The organism is Pseudomonas sp. O39 (genome assembly GCF_045447295.1).
Taxonomy (GTDB): Bacteria; Pseudomonadota; Gammaproteobacteria; order Pseudomonadales; family Pseudomonadaceae; genus Aquipseudomonas; species Aquipseudomonas antarctica_A.
The window spans coordinates 19,403-36,504 of sequence record NZ_JBJGXV010000010.1 but is presented as its reverse complement, the minus strand read 5'-3'; the positions used below and the strand labels follow the sequence as shown (position 1 = coordinate 36,504).

The window sequence follows — 17,102 nt, the reverse complement described above, 5'->3', positions numbered from 1 at the left end:
TCAATGGGCCTCCATCAGCATTGCAGCGGCCGCTGCCAGCGGCCTGTCCAGACCGATGTACAGTGCCGCCAGCCCCAGCAGCGGAATCACGATCAGCAGGGTAACTACCAGCGCGGGCAATCGCCGGCGCGTGCGGCGACGCTGCGCCGAGATGCCGAGTGACGGCTGGTTGAACAAGGTGCCGGACGTATCCAGCGTGCGCATCTGGCCGTCCCGGGCGATGCGTTGCAGGCATTGCCGACGAAAGTCGTCCAGCTCGCAGGCTGGGCGCGTTGCGTAGTGGCCGGCGAAACCGGCGAGCAACGCCAGGCCAAAGACCTCACGTACGGGACCCGCCTCCTCAGGTAGCGCCTGCCAGCGCTGGAAGAACTCCACCCCAGCCCGAGTGGTAAAAAAGTAGTGACGCTGCAAAGGCGAACGGCGCCAGTCAGCGGCGCCGGGCCACGCGGTGGTCATTGCGGTTTCATCCACCCAGGCCACCACCGCAAACAGCGATTCGCGAACCCATGCCTCGACGCAACCGCGCTCACGGGCGCGACCGGCCGCCACTTCCAGCTGGTTGATAAGGAGTGCTGTGGCGGTGGCGGCCGACGCCGCAGGATCGGCGAACACGGCCCGAGTGCGTTCAAAGATGCCGACCCAGCAGTCGGCCAAGCGACCTTCGTTCATGCGCGTACCACCACCAGCTCGACCAGCATGTCTGCCGGGGCGTTGGGCATAAACAATGCGGCTGCCTGGGTGCTGCAGACTTTTTCCCAGGCTTCGCTCAGTGGCTCCAGGCGGTAATAAAGCGCTCCGGGACGACGGGGCATGCCTTGCGGCGGCACTTGCAGGTAAATCAGCTCGACCCCCGGCAATGCGCGGTTGATCAGGTCCGGCATGTCCTGCGGCGCACCCAACTTGCCATCCAGTTCCAGCTGCTGCGCGAGTCGCGTCGGATCACCATCGCTGCGTACCACCAGGTAATAGCGGTGGCGCGGGCCGAGAAATGCGTCCGGCAAGCTGCTTTGGAATAACCCATCGCTGGGCAGCAACCGCACCAGGAGTTCTGAACCGACGCTGATCTCGTTAAGCAATTGGCCGATCAACCCGGCAGCCAGGGTAATGGCCTGGCCGGAGGTTTCATGCTGATAGGACGTCAGCAGCGATCGACCGTCGCGGGTTTGCCCCAGCATGTCGCAGCGCTCGCTGAACACACTGAGTTCGCCGATCAATTGACGTAGCGTCCCATACACCTGCCACGGCGAAACTTGTGGCGTCTCCAGCAAGTGAGTCAGCAATGGGCCATAACGGTTGAGGATCACCAATGCCAGCAAATTGTGGGTGTGTGCGGCATCGAAGTCGCCGTAACGCGCGTCGCCGGATTGCTTGAACACCTCCAGCTGGCGGGCTCGGCCGACCAATTCGTCACGGGTGTCTCGCAACGTTTGCATCAACGCCGGCGAGGCACCGATCATGACGCAAGGTGCGATGTAACGTTCGGCCAAATGAATGCGGTCACCGTCGTGCTCCAACCGCGCGATAGGCAGCAAGTCATAGGCGCCGAGGTAGTCCAGTTCATCTTCCCAGAACAAGCGCAAAACGTAGGACATTTGCCGCACCAGCGCTTCGGGGGCGTCGCCGTGTCGATCATTCAGTGTGTGCGGGTCGGCCCTTACGGCAAAACGCACGTTGGCTTTTTCGGCGTCTTGCAGGTCTTCGAAAACCTGGGCATCCGGCTCGCCCGGCTGGCTGCGCTTGAGGCCGACATACAGCGTGCGGCTGTCGCTGACAAAGTCTGCAAGCGCCAGCGGGCGGCATTCCAGTGAGGCGTTGCCGGGGTATTCGACCAGGCTGCCGTCGGTAAACCGCACCGACAGTTGTTCAATCCGACATTGACGCGACGCCAGTGCAGCATCATTCAAACACATCGATATCAGCCCCCAGGCATGGGGTTGTTGGCAGGCGAGGGTCCTCGTCACGAGGCTTTCCAGGCGAGCGTCATTCTGCTGAAAGTGCTGCGGCTGCAGGAACAGGCCTTGATGCCAGTAGAGCGGTTTGTCGATGTTCATAGGGCACCTCGACAGAGAGGGGAAACACACGGAACACCGATCATTGGCCGGCGCCAGTCAGGCTGACTTCGCCTTCGACGGGTTGCTCGGTCACCGGTTTTTCCAGCTGGCTTTGCTGGCTGCGCAACAGTGCGTCAGGCCCCAGCAACAGGTTGATGGCCAGCGTTTTCGGGCGGGCGGTCCAGGTTTTACTGAAAAAGCCTGTGGAGGCCACGTCCACGCCAATCCGGTAGAGCTTGACGCTGCGCTGCGGGTCCAAGTGGGCATAGCCGGCGCTGATGCCGACCATTTTTGCCCCCTCCAGGCGTGGCAAACGCACGGTGCGGGTCTGTCCCGGCTCGATAAACAGGCGCGTCAGGCCGATCAGGTCCGGTGGAGCGCTGCTCATCAGCAACAGCTTGCTCAATTGTTGGCTGCTGCCGGTGTAGGCACTGAAGGCGTTCGGTTGAGCGAACTGGGTCACGACCAGCAGGAGGGTGTGTGCCTGGCCGTCGTATTGGTTGAGGTCTTTGTCGGCGGTCAGCGTGAGTTCAATGCTGTCATTGGCGTAGTTCCACTTCAGCTCGTTCAACGCCTGTTGCTGCGGTGTCGGACCAGTGCTACAGGCTGTAAGCAACACACCGAGCAACAGCACCGCAAGGGTTTTAAGCGCCACTGTGTTCATCTCAACACCAGCACTTTGGTCTGGCCAGGCGCGCTGACCATGCCCACGGTATTCTGAGGGGCGCCGTTATGCCCGGTCAGGCAGGTCACTCGCACGGCAGGTTTACCGCCGACCGTGACGCAGGTGCTGGCGTTGAGAAAGGTCATTTCGCCCATGATCCGGCCACTGAGCAGGCCGCCTGCGGCACCGGGTTGATCGCCATTGCTGATCGTCACTTTGCTCATCAGCGTCATCGCTGGCATGCCCATCACCAGCACGTTTGACATCAGGCCGCCGGGGTCGGCCATGCGGGTGTCGGCGGTGTTGGGATAGGGCATGGGCAAAGGCCCGGTCGGGGTTGGTGTGTTGCACATGTCGGGGGCGGTGGCGGTGGCCACTGCGCCATCATTCGTCAGCATGAACATGGGAGGACTCCTAACCGAGTTTGATGCGCTGGCCATCCAGCGCGACGGTGATATCGGCGAACAGGTCAAGGGTTTCGCCACGCAATTGCCAATCGTTTTTCACCTGCTGGCTGACCGAGCCCGCGTACAGCTCTTCGTGTCCTTCCACGCGGCGGCGGCTGTCGCCGAACTCGGCGGTATGGACCTGCACGGTCTGGTGAGCGTGCAACGCCGTGTCATGGCGTTGCAGCCAATGGCTGTCGGCGCGTTCACCGCTGACCTGCAGCGTTTGGGTCGTCAGGCACGCGTGGGTGCTGTGCAGCAGGACGTTAGCGCTGCGCACGGCAAGTGCCGCGCCGGCGTCCAGGCTGATACCGTCCCGCGCCTCTATATGCAGCGCACCTGCCGGCAAGTGCAGGTGCAGGTCGCCGTCCACACTCAAACGGGCGGGCGTGCTGCTGTCGCGCTCCAGTACGGTGAGGATGTAGCCGCTCGTACCCTCCACGCAGATCAGCACCGCATCCCCGAGTGCCGGGCGCAACAGGCAACCGGCCGCGGGCTTGAGCCAGTAACGGCGCCCGTCGGTACTGACGACACCAAAACGCTCGCCATCCTCGGCATTGATCCGCCCATGGTGCAACGTGGCCGGGCATTGACTGTGCTGCGGGGCTTGCAGTGGCATGGTGTTCTCCTTACAGCGTCGGCTGCCAACGATCGGCGGCCAGGCGCAGCGGGTCGGTAGGGCGAATGTCGTCGAGCCGCGCGCCTTTCCACTGACAGTTGTCCAGTTCGGCGGCGTGCAGGTTGGCGCCAAACAGGTCCGCATCGGTAAAGTCGGCACCGCAGGCGCGCAGATAGATGCATTGGGCATAGCGCAGGCGGGCCCGCAAGAACTGCGCGCCGGGCAGCACTGCGCCGTTCAGGTTGGCCTGGACCAAGCCACTGTCGGTGAAGTCGGCAGCGTTCAGCCGCGCGTCGGTAAAGATGGCCTGGATGAGGTTCGTGGCGATGAACCGCACTCGAGCGCCCTGGCATTGGAACAGCGACAGGGCACGGGTCTCGGCGTGGCTCAGGTCAACATCGGTCAGGCTGCTGCGATCAAAGGCACATTGCTCAAGGTGTGCGTCGATCAGGTAGAGGTTGCGCAGCAGGCTGTCGGTCACGCGCACCTGCTGCCATTGCGCCGAGCTCGCATCGGCATCACACAGGCTGACATGGTCCAGTTGGCATTGGCGCATGATGCTGCCGCGCAAATTGGGCACTGAGAATGCGCAGTCAATGAAACTCAGGTTGCTGACACTGGCTTCGTTGAGGTTCAACCCAACGGCCTCGCAGCGTAACCAACGGCCACCGTCGAGGGTTGCCGTGGCCAGGTTTGCCCCATCGAATTGGCAGTTTCTGAAGTCGACCTGACGCAACTGGCTGCGAGAAAAGTGGCTCCCCGCCAGTTGGCAGTCGACCCAGGTACAGGCCTCAAGGTCGGCGTCGTTGAAGCAGGCGTTGCGCGCGTCGACCTGCTCCAGGCGCGCATGGCGCAGCGCAACGCCCCGGAAGTCTCCATCGGCCAGGCACAGGTCGCGCAGCACGCCACCCTCGGCGACGCGCGCGCGCAGCTGTTCGGCGGTCATTGATTCAGACATGTTCGAGTTCCTCGGGTAATCGGCAATAGCTCAATAAAGCGCCTTCCAGGCGGGCCCCGACACCTCGGGCGCCTTCGCTGACGACCGCATGCAGATTGCAGTCGCGCAGGTCGGCCTGATCCAGTCGGACTTTGCGTAGGCGGGCTTGCTGCAAGTTGGCGCCCACCCACTGTATTTGGCTGAGGTCACTGCCGGTGAAGTCGGCATTGCGCGCGTCCAGGCGATAACCCTGGCTGCTGCGCAAGTCGCAGCGAATGAGCAGGGCGTTGTGCAGGTGGCTGCCACGCAGGCTTGCCCCCATCAGTGACGCGTCTTGCAGGCTGGCATTCGCAAGGTCTGCGTTATCCAGGCGAATGCCGGGCAACTGGCAACCCAGGTCCAGTTGCAGTTCGGCGGCATGGGCATTGGTCAGGTCGATGTCTTGGCCTTCGACCCCTGACCACGCTGCCGCGTGCAGGCCGGCGCCGGCCAGCCGCGCATGGTCCAACAGGCAGTCGCGCAGGTGTGTTTTGGCTAACTGCGCTTCGCGCAAGTCGATCTGCCGCAGGTCGCAATTTTTCAGGGTGCTCCCGGTCAGGTCGATACCTGGCCAATGCGCGGCAGCCAGCACACAGTGATCAAACGAACAGCGGTGCAGTACCGCACCGGCCAAATCACTGACAGACAGGTCCAGACCGACAAAACGCGCGCCTTCCAGGTGGTCACCCCGGGCGTGGGCAGCTTCGAGCAACGCACGAGTCCAGGGGCCGGCCTCAGGGGTTGCGGTGTCGCCGCCGGCAGGAGGGCGCGGCGATTGTTCTTTTACCGAACTGGCCGCCGGCAATTTCGCCCGCAGTGCCTGCATCTTCGCGTTGATCTGCTGCTCTGTCTCACGCATCTCTTGCAAACCAGCGCTCAGTTGCGCGCGCAATGAGGCTTTGCGTGACGCCGGCAGGGGCAGTGGGTCAAGACTGGACATTGGGTCTGTCTTGACGGGGCGCGGCGCGTTTTGTTCAACCTGTCTGATCGCCTCGCGCAGTGCCTCAGGCTTCATGTTCAGGCGTACCGCTGTCTCGTCGAGGAACTTCTCGGTTGCCGCCTCCGCGTGTTCAATGCTGGTTTGGATGCTCGCTTTGAGGGCGGCCGGGTTAAACGGCCGGACCTCGGCCGGCGGGCGTTGCGCCAGTGCGGCGAGGTTAGGCGCAGTCGCCGGGTACTCCGCCGGGTTCAACGGTTTGCCGAAGCGTTTGCCCACGTCGCCAGCGCAGGCCAATACCTTGGCTTGTTCGGCGGCGAAGGCCGCGTAACGGGCATTTATCGAGGCCTGCATACGGTGAATGATGGCGTCTTTGTCGACCGTTGCAGGCGGTATTGGCATGGCCGCAGGAGGCGGCTTGACCGCGGGCCAGAGTTTTTCGCAGCAGGCTGCGGCGGTTTCGCTTGGCGCGTCGGGGTGTTCATACACGGCGCCCAACTGGGCAATATCGGCGCCGTCAAGATCGGCCACGTTGACCTCGGCCCGGTACAGCAGCAACACCCGCTCAACGTCGGGGAATAGCCACACCGTATCCAGGTCCAGGGGTGGCTCTTCAATCGCTTGTGCCGGTGCTGCTCGCTTGAGAAACACCCGGGCACGGAATGCGGGCAACGTACCGCGGATTTGCGCATGCTGAGGGTGCATGCCGTCAACGCACCATGCTTCGTTGCCGGCCCAATAACCTGGGTTGCATTGGTCCTGAGCGACTTCATCAAACCAGCGAGCGTCACAATCCAGAGGCGGGCAGGGGGCCCGGCGTGCTGTCCAGTGTTCATCGCAAGTGCCCCACAAATCGCGGCGTTCACGGCATTGCGGCGGCAGCGGACGCAGGCTGGCAATTGGCAGCGTTTGGCCGGGTACCTGCAGGGGCAAGTGTTCGTTTTCGATTTGCGGCAACGGCATGCCCACGCTGCTGTCGGGGTCCGCCAGATAGCCGCTGCCTTCGGGATTATCCGCCCAGCCGGCGCCGCCGAACGCGTGCTGCAAATCCAACGGCAAACGCAGGAGCGGGCCCGTTGGGCGCGCAGTGAGGCCGAGCACCCCGCGCTCCCAGCACCTTGGCGGGTGCAGGTGCAAGGTCTTACTGATGCTTGCGATGCGCACGCGTACGGCCATGCCCGTGTGTTGCTGCTCAGGCGTCAGAGGGTACGCGTCGCCATGCACGGCGAAGCTGCCACGGGCCTTTTTCAAACCACTGTCGAACGGCTGTTTGTCGAAGCGCTGGCTGAGCCAGGGCAGTGCATGTTCAGCGGCCAGCACCTGATGGTCGGCACCGAACAGCAGGCCCACGGTAATTGCCAGGGTGGCAGGCCGTGGCCCCTGTTGACGGGCCAGGGTCAGCAGACTCATGTCGGAATAGGAAAGGTGCATGCTTGAACCCTCGTCAGGAAGAAACGCTTTAAGGCTCGAAGTTGTCGACTACCTGGAGTGCCGCATTGGCCCCGTCGTCCAACCCTCTGGCGACCGCCTCAGCCATTTCGTTGAGCACCTCAAAGGCTTTGAGCCGCGCGGTTTCTTCGGCTTCTATCAGCGCTTGCGTCGGCGTGGGAGGGATATAAACGGCGCCCAACGTTGCATTGGTCGCACTCAGTTCGTCGAGGCTGGTGTAGGTGGCTTTCAACTGGGAGGATACGGTCGCGTTTTTGCAGTTGATATCGCCAGCCACATCGACATTTCCCACGAACCGGGTTTTACCGGTAATGGCCACGTCGCCGTCGATCATGATCGGTTTAGGCGACTGGATCCGAATGCCATCTTGGTTTAATACGATGGAATGCTCAGCGCATTTCAGCGTGATCGAGGTCGTACCGGTCACCGTGTATAGATCGGCAGTCACCTTGTGCAGCTCTGCTTCAAGTTTTGAGACGGAGGCCACCGTTTTATCGATGAGCTTCTTGTCTTCGGAAATTGCCGCGACCTTCTTCCCGATCTTTTCCCAGACGTAAGTGAACCCGTTACACGACAGTGAAATGCTGACGCCCGACATATTCACGGTGGTCGCTTTTCCTTGCACAGTGAGGCTTCCCTTGGCTCCGCCCAGGCTTGCCTCCAACTGGGCTGCCGCCGTCTTGAGTGATGTCGAGAAGGTAGGCGCATTGCTGAATTCAGCCTTGGCGCCAAGGTTGAGCCAGTTCGGGCCGCCCCAATTGACACCTGTGTTGAGTTCCCCCGGTGTTGGTTTGGGTGGCGGAGTCGGCACGGTGGTATCCGGGCCCGAGTCGCTGCCACTGGCTGTCGCCGGGTCCCCGGTGCCCATGGACAACGAGTACACGCCGGGCACCTCGTGCGTGAGCGAGGACGATGTCAATTGCATATGGGCGTTGGTGCGCAGTTGCGCGCCGGCGACTTCGCCATTGCCCAGTGTGAAGGTGCTGTTACCGCCAGGCGCGCCCAGTTTCAGATGGGCGGCCCCAGGGTGGTCTTCCATCGCCAGGAAGTGCCCTCCGGCCGTGGAGAAGCCGCTCTGGGTGGCGTTACGCTCAATGACCATGCTCGGGTTTTCCGAGTTTGGCACGCAGCCAACGATAATCGGCCGGTCCGGGTCGCCGCCGAGAAATGACACCAACACTTCACTGCCTTTGAGCAGCGGAAAGTGCATGCCATGGCTGGAACCGGCAGACAACGACACCCTGCGCAGCCATGCCGAACCCCGAGTGCTGGGTTTTTGATCGCGGGTAAACGGGAAACGGACTTTGTAGCAGCCGTGCTGGTTGAGCAGGGGCTTGCCGCTGTCGTCGCCATCCACCACGGCACTCAGTACGCCAAACGCGTTGGGTTTTGGGGTTTCCAGGGGCGGACGGAACTGCACCTCGGCAGGGATCACCAGAAAGCGCGTTTGGGTATCGCGGGCCACGTTATCCTCGCCCGTAGCGGGCAGTGGCTGTTGCCCGCTGTGGTGCACTTCAAGCACTTGATAAGCCGCATTCATGCAGGGCCGCGCATGCCCGGCCAAGACCATCGAACCGCCTGATCGAAGGCCGGTAACATGGCCACTGCCGTGGAACAGCCGATGACGGCATCCCAGCGCCTGGGCACGGCGTTGCGCCAGCCAGATGCCCTGAGCGTGACTGCCAAAATGCTCACCATAGAGGCCATAGTCGCCGCTGAACGCTGGCGAGGCGCTCGGAGCTTGGGCATCTTCGGCGACGCTACCGGCCGCCACCGACGCTGTGCTGTGTAGCGCCAGTTGTGCATTGCTGGCAGAAAAGTCCTGTAGCACCACCTGCTCCGGTTGCACCACGGTGCGACGGATAAAGGTGTGCGCTACCGCCTGAAGACCGTTGTTCAGCGCGGTGTCCAAGGGGCGGTACAGCACCGGCAGCACTGCCTTGGGTTGGGCGCTGCGATCACTGCAAATGATCAGGGCTTCCTGCTGATCCTGCTGCTCGAAGAAGTAGTAGCAGCCGCTGTATTCCAACAGGCGCGACAGAAAGTCGAAGCTGGATTCTTCGTATTGGCAGGTAAAGTTGGCTTGCGTATGGGGGATGTCGTCGCCCCGCAGGCGTACGTCAAAATCGAAGGCAGCCGTGCTGATGCTGTCCGAGCCCGGGCCTTCACGCGTCAGGTCGGCATTTTTGAGGATGTCGCGGACCAACTCCGGCAGGTTTTTGTCCAGCCAGATTTCGCTGAAGCGCTGCTGGCGCAGTCGAGTGATGCGCGGCTCCAGCACCACACGGCAATAGTGGTAAAGATCATCGGCGTCCAACAGTTCCACCGACGTGACGATGCCGTGGTACGGGTGAGCGGCGCCCAGGGTGTCAAACAGGGTCAGGTGCGCGACTGCACCGAGCATGGCATCTTCGTTCAGTAACGGGTTCAGCGATGCCAGTACCACCTCGAAGCGATAGGGCCGTGACAACACGTCTTCACCCTGCCAACGGGCGACCAGCAGGGGTTCCAAGGCAAGCGCGTCACTGAGGAAGGTGCACAGAGGTTGCTCGGTCAATGTCATGGTCTGAACTCCTGGTTACCTGCGCAATCGAGTCACGGGGCCACTGTAGGGCGGGCCCGTTTTTTTTGCGCTCGGGTAAAGACCTGATTGTTCAGCTGTCCAGGGCGTCGATCCTCCAGCCACCGCTGGCGTCGAGATCGACGCGGATGGCACTGAGCACGCGCTGCTCGGCCATCGCCGTGAGCAGCACGTCCGACAGGCGCGGCGTCAGGCTTTTGCGCAACATAAAGTCAATGTTGCGCGCGCCGTTTTGGACGTTCGTGCAGCGCTCGGCGAGGGTGCGCGCGACCGACGCGCTGAAGCACAGGCGTACCTTGGCCGATGCCAGCAGGCGCGACGCCAGGCGCTGGAGTTTCAGCTCGACAATGCTCGCCAGGTGTTCTGCTTGCAGGGTGAAGTAAGGCACCACGGTCATGCGGGCGAGCAACGCCGGTTTGAAGTGCGACGACAGCACGGGCTGAATCCGCTCCACCAGCGTGTCGGCACTCGGGCGTTCGCCGGCACACAATGCGCTGATTTCATCGCTCGCCAAGTTGCTGGTGAGAAATATCACGGTGTTGCTGAAGTCGATTTGGCGGCCTTCACCGTCGGAAAGGATGCCTTTGTCGAACACCTGATAAAACAGGTTGACCACCTCCAGATGGGCCTTTTCCACCTCGTCGAGCAGCACCACCGAATAGGGCCGACGGCGCACGGCTTCTGTCAGCAAGCCACCTTCTCCATAACCCACATAACCGGGAGGCGAGCCGACCAGGCGACTCACCGTGTGCTTTTCCTGAAACTCACTCATGGCGAGCGTGGTCAGTGCATGCTCGCCGCCAAACAAGTGATCGGCCACGGCGAGTGCAGTTTCGGTTTTACCGACACCGGAAGGGCCCACCAGCAGGAACACGCCCAAGGGTTGTTGCGGATCGCGCAGACCCGATTGTGCCGCCTTGAGTATGTCGGTGATGCATTGGACGGCCGCGTCCTGGCCATGAATCCGGGTGTTGATCGTGGCGGCCAACGACGTGACGCCGCCGGCGCTATCGCGCAAGACCTTGCCCAGCGGGATGCCGGTCCAGTCAGACACGACTTTGGCGATGGTGTCCGGACCGACCTCGGTGAACAGCAATGGGTCGTCACCTTGCAGGTGCGCCAGGCTGTCACGGGCCTCAGCCAGCCTTGCTGGCCAGTCGTCAAGGGTTTGCGCCTCGGCGCGCACCTCAAGCACGCGATACGCAGCAGCACGCTCCAACTGCCAGCGGTGTTCCAGCGCCTGGTACTCCACACCCAGTTGAATGAGTGTTTGCTCGATGGCCTGTATGCGGCCAGGGTCCACCGGGTGGCCATGGCGTTGATCGCGTTCCAGGGCCTCGCGCTCGCGGGACAAGGCGCCTTGATGCCGTTCGAGCTGTTCCAGGTTCGCGGGCCGTGTGTCCAGGCCAATACGCACGCGCGCACTGGCCGTGTCTAGCAGGTCGACAGCCTTGTCGGGCAACAACCGCCCTGTGACATAGCGGTCGGACAGTTCGGCGGCGGCGGTAATTGCATCATCGCGAACGCTGACACCGTGGACTTTTTCATAGTGGGGCTTGAGGCCTCGCAGAATCAGCACAGCGGTTGCCACGCTCGGCTCCTCAAGCTTGACGAGCTGGAAGCGGCGGGCGAGGGCAGGGTCTTTTTCGAAGTGCTTCTTGTACTCGCCCCAAGTGGTTGCGGCGATGGTGCGCAGCTCTCCCCGGGCCAGTGCAGGCTTGAGCAGGTTGGCGGCGTCAGTGCCACCGGTCGGCCCCCCGGCGCCAATCAGCATGTGGGCTTCGTCGATAAATAAAATGATCGGCACGGTGGACGCTTTAATCTCGTCGATCACCGCGCGCAGGCGACTCTCGAACTCACCTTTGACACTGGCACCGGCCTCCAGCAGGCCCATATCGAGACTCAGCAGCCGTGTGTTGCGCAGAAAATCCGGGACATCGCCCTGGTGGATAGCCAGCGCCAGGCCCTCGACCACGGCGGACTTTCCAACGCCCGGTTCGCCGACCACGATCGGGTTGTTCTTGCGGCGTCGGGCGAGGATATCCACCATCTGGCGAATTTCCTGGTCACGTCCGAACACGGGGTCAATACCACCCTTGGCGGCCTTGGCGGTGAGGTCTTCGCAGAACCGCGCGATGGTGTTTTCGCGATTGACCCCAGCGCTGGTATCAGGCGCGCTGCCGCCCGGCACTGCGCCTTGCAGGTGTGCCAATGGGCCTTCGCTGGAACCAGCGACGATATCGGCGAACTGATTACCCAGGCGCTCGCGTGAAACGCCCTTGAGCAGTTCGCCGTAACGGGTGCCCGCCGTGTAGTAACCCAGGCGCGTGACCAAGGCGAGCAGCAACGTCCCGGCGCGGATGCTGGGGCTGCCGACAATCAGCGACGCGGCGATCCAGGCGTCCTGCACCCACTCGGTCAACAGCGGTGAAAAGACCGGGCGTCCCGGATTACCTCGCTTGAACTGGGCCAGGCTATCGTCAAGCCGGGCTGAAAGGCGTAAGGGATCTACCTCGAAATACGCAAGAATCAACGCAATATCACCCTGCGGGTCCTGCAGTAATTGGTGCAGGAAATGCTCGATCGTAATCTCGTAATGGGCGCGCGCCAGCGTCATGCCGGCGCTATTTTCCAGGGCGTGATTGCTGAAGGTATTGAGCCTGGCAAATAACGGCTTGAGTTCTACCTGAATCATTGTCCGGTCCTCGATTGAGCGCCGGGACTTTGCGCCCCGGCCAGCGTGAATACCGCCTTGCCCTGGTCGACTGTGCGCCCCAGCCAGGTGTTGGTGCCCAGGCGCTGCCAGCTGTCACCCAAACGCGTGCCACGCTGTTGTTCTGGTTTAAGGCTCAGCACCAGCCGGCATTTGAGCGGGGTGTGCAGGTACAACGCGGTTAATCGTTCGATACGTTTGTAGAGTGCGGCGCCCGGCATCAGCAGGTGAAAACGCAAGGCGTCCAGGGGGCCGATACGGATGTCCAGGGTGCTGGTGCGGTCGCTGACCTGTTGCCCGAGCAGGCTGTCCTGCCCCAGCACGTTGCCCTGCAGACCCAACCGGCAGCGAGACTGGTCATCAATCGGCACTTGGGTCAGCACGCAGGGCACGACTTCGACGGGATCGCCGTCCAGTGTGCTGCTGAGCAGTTGCTCCAGGCCGAGCGCCGAGCGCGGAAACTGGTTGAAGATGCCGGCGTAGCGCACTAATTGCGGTGCATGCTGGCGCCACTGCGGGTCGGCGTCGGCCAGGCCGATCAGCGAACGCACCAGGTTGAGACGGCTCAGGTCACGACGCTCGCCGATAGCCATCCACAGACGGTGTTTTTCCCAGGCACGAAACAGCAGCGGGTACAGCGCGGCATGCACGATATCGAGAAAATCACGGCCGGCACTGCGGCCTTGCAGCTGCTCGTCGATCAGGTCTTCGGTGTAGAACGTCGGCAGCGGTGAGGTCACGCCATACAAGCCAAAGAAGCTGGCTTGCAGGTGATAACGCCCGCTGTCGTCCTGGTCAATGGCTAAAATATCGCTCTCGGGGAACCCCAACCCCAGGCCAGGGCGCACGCGTACGCCATCGCTGAAGGCGTTATCGTCCGGGAAGCGAAGACGCAGCAAGCGCAACGCCTGGAAAAAAGCATAGTCGCGACCGTTGGCCAGCAAGGCGTCCTGAGTCATAGCAGGCGCTGCCGGCCGATTTTCGCCGGCCAAGCCAGTGTTTCCTGATTAACGCTGTCGTACAGGTTGAGCGCTACGAAGCTGTTGAGCGCGACACTGCCAGCAAAGAACTCATCGAGTACCACGCCAAACAGGTAAAGCCCTCCGGCACCCAGGAAATGGTCGCCGCGGCACTCCAGGCGCACCACCGTACCTTCGATGGGCAGGCCGTTGATGAAGCGTCGCTCCTGCGTGGCAAAGACTTTTTCAATGCCGTTGATCCGTCGATTGTTGGCGTCTTGCCCACCCTCATCGGCGCTCGGCAGGTAGAGTTTGAGCAGGCTCTTGAGGTAATCGGCGTCCAGCAGTTTGAAGTGGTTGGCGTTCAGCTGGGAAAGCATGCGCCACAGCAACCGGTCCTGGTATTTGGGCGGATGGCAGGGGGTGATGCCACGAATGTTGCGCAGCGTGACGCGCGCCGGGGTGTTGTCCATCGGCTGGTTGAGGTCCCCGGGGTGCAAGCTCTCGGGCAGCGGGCCGTCAGTGCACAGCAGCGAGATCGACAGGGTGAGGTCTTCCGGCGATTGACGGTCGACATACGGCAGGCTGATGAAGTGCTCGTAATCACGCGGGTCGTTGCTGCCCTGGCGAATGCGCAGGTTGAACGCATCACGCTGGTAAATGGTGTGGAAGGGTTTTAAGGTTTTTTCGTTGCCGGTGCCCGAATAGGCGCTGACACTCAGCACCGAATGAATGCGCAGGCGTTGGCGCTGGGACTGGTTCGCAGGCTGGATGCGATATTCGGGTTGGCGGTGATCGACCCTGAGCGGGTGAGCGTCCTGGGTGAACAGGTTGACCGCGGGTGTCACCCCGAGCATGAAGCTGTTTTCAGTTATCGAGGGTGCCCACGATGGCACTTTGTCCAACACCAGCTTTACGCTCATGCGGGTGTGTTCGCCTCGATGGCGCCAGCGCTGCAAACCCCTCAAGCGCACGAACAGGAATTTTTCCGGCAACGCGAAATACTCCTGCAAGCCCCGGTAGGCCGGGTGTGCGGCGTCCGGGTAGGGCAACAACGCGTGCTCACGATCAAAGCCGCACGATTGGATGTGGTTGGCCGACAGCAGCGTTATCGGTTGGCCTTCACCCTGGATGCGTATTTCGCGCACATGCTGGTCCAGCAGACGGAGCAGGGCGCAGGCTTCGCTGAAGGTATCACCCAGGTAAAAGGTCAGGCTGTCGGCCTTGAAGTCATTGGGCGCGACGGTCAGCGCAAGATCTAGCACGAGGCAACGGCTGTCTGAGGTTCCGCCTTCCCAGCGCGCACCGGTTAGCGTGACCGGCTCAAGGTCGACCGGCATCGTGCTGCGAAAGCTCACTCGATGGCCATCAATGGGCACGGAAGCCACTTCGCAGCCGGTATCGATAGCTTGTGTCTGTGAAAGCGCTGTTCGCGGCGCGAACTGCAGCAGCGTCATGCACGGCAGCGGCTGCAAATACTGCGGATAAAGCAACTGCGCCAGCTCTTGGACAAATTCGGGAAACTCGTCATCCAACCGCTGGCGCACCATGCCCGTCAGGAAGGCCACGCCTTCGAGCAGCCGCTCCACATCCGGATCACTGGCGGAGCCACTGCCGAGCAAGGGCGCCAGCGCAGGGTTACGCTGGGCAAACTCATCGGCCAGATGCCTCAGGTTATTCAGTTCACTTTGGTAGTAGAAGTTCTGCACAGTCCACCTAGCGCATCGACAGCGAGACGCGCCCGTCGCAGGAGACGAGGGTCGATAAGTGGATGGGGATGTCGCGGTCATTGATCGCGACCAATCCGTCGAGCATGAAGCGCAACGACAACACCTCGCGACCGTGTTCGGCCAGGGTGATGCAGGGTGATTTCAGACGCGGTTCGTAACGCGCAACCATGCGTGTCATGTGGTCGATGATTTGCGCCGTTTCTCCGGTGGCGAAGCTGCCGGCCAGGTTGGTGAAGTCGGGCACCCCGAAATCCGGGTCTATCGGCACGCTGCCTTGGCGAGTGTTAAGGATCCGGCTCAGATGCTCCATCAGTGAGTCCAGCAGCACTTGAGCCTGGGTCAAGTGGGAGCGTTCGCTGCCCAGTTGCAGGGCGCCAATGCGTTCCAGCAGGCGTTTTTCTTTCATCACCGATCCCTCCATCACTCATGATTCAATGGTTGCGGCCATCGGCAGGGCGGATGACCGCAGAGTGAGCAGCGCGCAGCTTTCAGCTCTTGTCCAGCTTGCCGACCAGCGACAAGGTGAACGAGGCCCCCATGTACTTGAAATGCGGCCGGACCTTGAGGCTCACGCGGTACCAGCCTGGGTCACCTTCGACGTCGTTTACGGAAATGTCGGCCTGGCGCAATGGCCGGCGGCTGCGCACGCCCACGGCAGGGTTGTCCATGTCGGCGACGTATTGACGGATCCAGCCATTGAGCTCCGACTCCAGGTCGCCGCGCTCTTTCCAGGTGCCGATGTTTTCGCGCTGGATGACCTTGATGTAGTGAGCCAGGCGACTGACCACGAAGATGTAGGGCAACTGGGTGCCGAGCTTGTAGTTCAACTCCGCTTCCTTGCCTTCTTTGTCATTGCCAAAGTACTTGGGTTTCTGACAAGAGTTGGCGGAGAAGAACGCGGCGTTGTCGGTGTTCTTGCGCATGGTCAGGGCTATAAAACCCTGCTCGGCCAGCTCGAATTCCCGCCGCTCGGAGATCAGCACGTCAGTCGGGATTTTGGTCTGCACCTCACCCATGGCTTCGTAGTTGTAAATCGGCAGGTCGCTGACGGTACCGCCACCTTGCGGGCCGATGACGTTGGCACACCAACGGTACTGGGCGAAGCTGTCGGACAATCGGCTGGCAAAGGCGAAGGCGGCATTGCCCCACAGGAAATCGTGATTGCTGGAGGTCACGCTTTCGTTGTAACGGAATTTTCTGACCGGCACCGTTTCTTCCCCGTAGGGCGTGCGCAGCAGGAAGTGCGGCAACGTCAGCCCCACAAAACGTGAGTCTTCACTCTCGCGAAACGCATTCCACTTGATGAACTGCGGGCCTTCGAATACGGCTTGCAGGTCTTTCAGGTTGGGCAACTGGGAAAAGCTCTCGACACCAAAGAACTGCGGGCCTGCCGCCGCGATGAAGGGTGTGTGCGACATCGTCGATACGGACGCGATGGACTGCAGCAGCTTGATGTCCTGTGAGCCAGGGTTGAACTCGTAATTGCCGATGATGGCGCCGAACGGCTGGCCGCCGAACTGTCCGAATTCTGCGCTGTAAACGGCCTTGTACAGACCCGAGCGCGTGATCTCCGGGGCGTCTTCAAAGTCGTCCAGCAGCTTTTGCTTGGACACACTGAGAATTTCCAGGCGGTTGTTTTCACGAAAATCGGTACGGTCGACCAAAAATTTCAACGAGCGCCATGACGCCTCGAGCGCCTGGAAACGCTCATGATGCAAAATAGCGTCGACTTGACGGCAGAGCTTGGCGTCCAACGCTGCAATCATGTCGTCGATCAGGTTGGCGCTGACTTTTTCGACCGCGCGGCTGGGTTCCAGCAACTGTGCGACAAAGGCCTCCAGACCTTGGCGCGTCACCGCGTAGGCCTCGTCGCCAGGCTTTATTCGCGCGGTATGGATCAATTGATCCAGCAGCGAACCCTCCTGTTGCGTCGCAGACGCTTGCGTGGCCGGGTTTTGCGTTGCTTCTTGGGTCATG

General features: G+C 61.7%; 13 protein-coding genes. All 13 read right to left on the bottom strand.

What is annotated here, in order from left to right; translation table 11 throughout:
* The 13 genes from ACI77D_RS15310 to tssC all read right to left on the bottom strand — a co-directional run bounded on the left by ACI77D_RS15310 (window position 1) and on the right by tssC (window position 17,101).
* On the bottom strand, window positions 1-669 hold the full coding sequence (locus ACI77D_RS15310) for a DotU/TssL family secretion system protein (RefSeq protein ID WP_407016938.1): 669 nt from the start codon (window positions 667-669) through the stop codon (window positions 1-3).
* Window positions 666-2,051, bottom strand: a complete 1,386-nt coding sequence (gene tssK / locus ACI77D_RS15305) for a type VI secretion system baseplate subunit TssK (protein ID WP_407016937.1) — start codon at window positions 2,049-2,051, stop codon at window positions 666-668. Before tssK ends, ACI77D_RS15310 begins: the two co-directional genes overlap by 4 nt.
* Before the next feature lie 40 nt (window positions 2,052-2,091).
* Window positions 2,092-2,715 (bottom strand): type VI secretion system lipoprotein TssJ, encoded by a 624-nt coding sequence (gene tssJ, locus ACI77D_RS15300; protein ID WP_407016936.1) that lies wholly within the window; start codon window positions 2,713-2,715, stop codon window positions 2,092-2,094.
* Entirely contained in the window at window positions 2,712-3,119 is a 408-nt protein-coding gene (locus tag ACI77D_RS15295; protein ID WP_221294699.1) for a DUF4150 domain-containing protein, read from the bottom strand. Before ACI77D_RS15295 ends, tssJ begins: the two co-directional genes overlap by 4 nt.
* 10 nt (window positions 3,120-3,129) lie before the next feature.
* Complete coding sequence (locus tag ACI77D_RS15290) at window positions 3,130-3,780, bottom strand: DUF3540 domain-containing protein (protein WP_221294700.1); 651 nt, start codon at window positions 3,778-3,780, stop codon at window positions 3,130-3,132.
* 10 nt (window positions 3,781-3,790) lie between these two features.
* Window positions 3,791-4,738, bottom strand: coding sequence for a pentapeptide repeat-containing protein (locus tag ACI77D_RS15285; protein WP_064452390.1), 948 nt, complete (start codon window positions 4,736-4,738; stop codon window positions 3,791-3,793).
* Window positions 4,731-7,124: a DUF2169 domain-containing protein gene (locus ACI77D_RS15280; RefSeq protein ID WP_407016935.1), complete on the bottom strand. Its 2,394-nt coding sequence runs from the start codon at window positions 7,122-7,124 to the stop codon at window positions 4,731-4,733. The genes ACI77D_RS15285 and ACI77D_RS15280 overlap by 8 nt, the downstream gene beginning before the upstream one ends.
* 28 nt (window positions 7,125-7,152) lie before the next feature.
* Entirely contained in the window at window positions 7,153-9,705 is a 2,553-nt protein-coding gene (locus tag ACI77D_RS15275; RefSeq protein WP_407016934.1) for a type VI secretion system Vgr family protein, read from the bottom strand.
* 91 nt (window positions 9,706-9,796) lie between these two features.
* Window positions 9,797-12,418 (bottom strand): type VI secretion system ATPase TssH, encoded by a 2,622-nt coding sequence (tssH, locus tag ACI77D_RS15270; protein ID WP_407016933.1) that lies wholly within the window; start codon window positions 12,416-12,418, stop codon window positions 9,797-9,799.
* The gene (tssG, locus tag ACI77D_RS15265; RefSeq protein WP_237140905.1) at window positions 12,415-13,395 is read right to left on the bottom strand and encodes a type VI secretion system baseplate subunit TssG; all 981 of its coding nucleotides are present in this window, start codon (window positions 13,393-13,395) and stop codon (window positions 12,415-12,417) included. The genes tssH and tssG overlap by 4 nt, the downstream gene beginning before the upstream one ends.
* A complete protein-coding gene (gene tssF, locus ACI77D_RS15260) occupies window positions 13,392-15,104 on the bottom strand; it encodes a type VI secretion system baseplate subunit TssF (protein WP_407016932.1) in 1,713 nt (570 codons plus the stop codon). The genes tssG and tssF overlap by 4 nt, the downstream gene beginning before the upstream one ends.
* Window positions 15,105-15,111: 7 nt before the next feature.
* Window positions 15,112-15,531, bottom strand: coding sequence for a type VI secretion system baseplate subunit TssE (tssE, locus tag ACI77D_RS15255; RefSeq protein WP_221294707.1), 420 nt, complete (start codon window positions 15,529-15,531; stop codon window positions 15,112-15,114).
* An 82-nt stretch (window positions 15,532-15,613) separates the two neighbouring features.
* Window positions 15,614-17,101 (bottom strand): type VI secretion system contractile sheath large subunit, encoded by a 1,488-nt coding sequence (tssC, locus tag ACI77D_RS15250; RefSeq protein WP_407016931.1) that lies wholly within the window; start codon window positions 17,099-17,101, stop codon window positions 15,614-15,616.
* Window position 17,102 lies beyond the last annotated feature (1 nt).

What these genes read in the sequence shown, in the direction of transcription:
- tssE (WP_221294707.1), bottom strand. Translation starts at nt 15,531, where the DNA reads ATGAAAGAAAAACGCCTGCTGGAACGCATTGGCGCCCTGCAACTGGGC.
- ACI77D_RS15295 (WP_221294699.1), bottom strand. Translation starts at nt 3,119, where the DNA reads ATGTTCATGCTGACGAATGATGGCGCAGTGGCCACCGCCACCGCCCCC.
- ACI77D_RS15285 (WP_064452390.1), bottom strand. Translation starts at nt 4,738, where the DNA reads ATGTCTGAATCAATGACCGCCGAACAGCTGCGCGCGCGCGTCGCCGAG.
- ACI77D_RS15275 (WP_407016934.1), bottom strand. Translation starts at nt 9,705, where the DNA reads ATGACATTGACCGAGCAACCTCTGTGCACCTTCCTCAGTGACGCGCTT.
- tssG (WP_237140905.1), bottom strand. Translation starts at nt 13,395, where the DNA reads ATGACTCAGGACGCCTTGCTGGCCAACGGTCGCGACTATGCTTTTTTC.
- ACI77D_RS15290 (WP_221294700.1), bottom strand. Translation starts at nt 3,780, where the DNA reads ATGCCACTGCAAGCCCCGCAGCACAGTCAATGCCCGGCCACGTTGCAC.
- tssC (WP_407016931.1), bottom strand. Translation starts at nt 17,101, where the DNA reads ATGACCCAAGAAGCAACGCAAAACCCGGCCACGCAAGCGTCTGCGACG.
- ACI77D_RS15280 (WP_407016935.1), bottom strand. Translation starts at nt 7,124, where the DNA reads ATGCACCTTTCCTATTCCGACATGAGTCTGCTGACCCTGGCCCGTCAA.
- tssJ (WP_407016936.1), bottom strand. Translation starts at nt 2,715, where the DNA reads ATGAACACAGTGGCGCTTAAAACCCTTGCGGTGCTGTTGCTCGGTGTG.
- tssK (WP_407016937.1), bottom strand. Translation starts at nt 2,051, where the DNA reads ATGAACATCGACAAACCGCTCTACTGGCATCAAGGCCTGTTCCTGCAG.
- ACI77D_RS15310 (WP_407016938.1), bottom strand. Translation starts at nt 669, where the DNA reads ATGAACGAAGGTCGCTTGGCCGACTGCTGGGTCGGCATCTTTGAACGC.
- tssH (WP_407016933.1), bottom strand. Translation starts at nt 12,418, where the DNA reads ATGATTCAGGTAGAACTCAAGCCGTTATTTGCCAGGCTCAATACCTTC.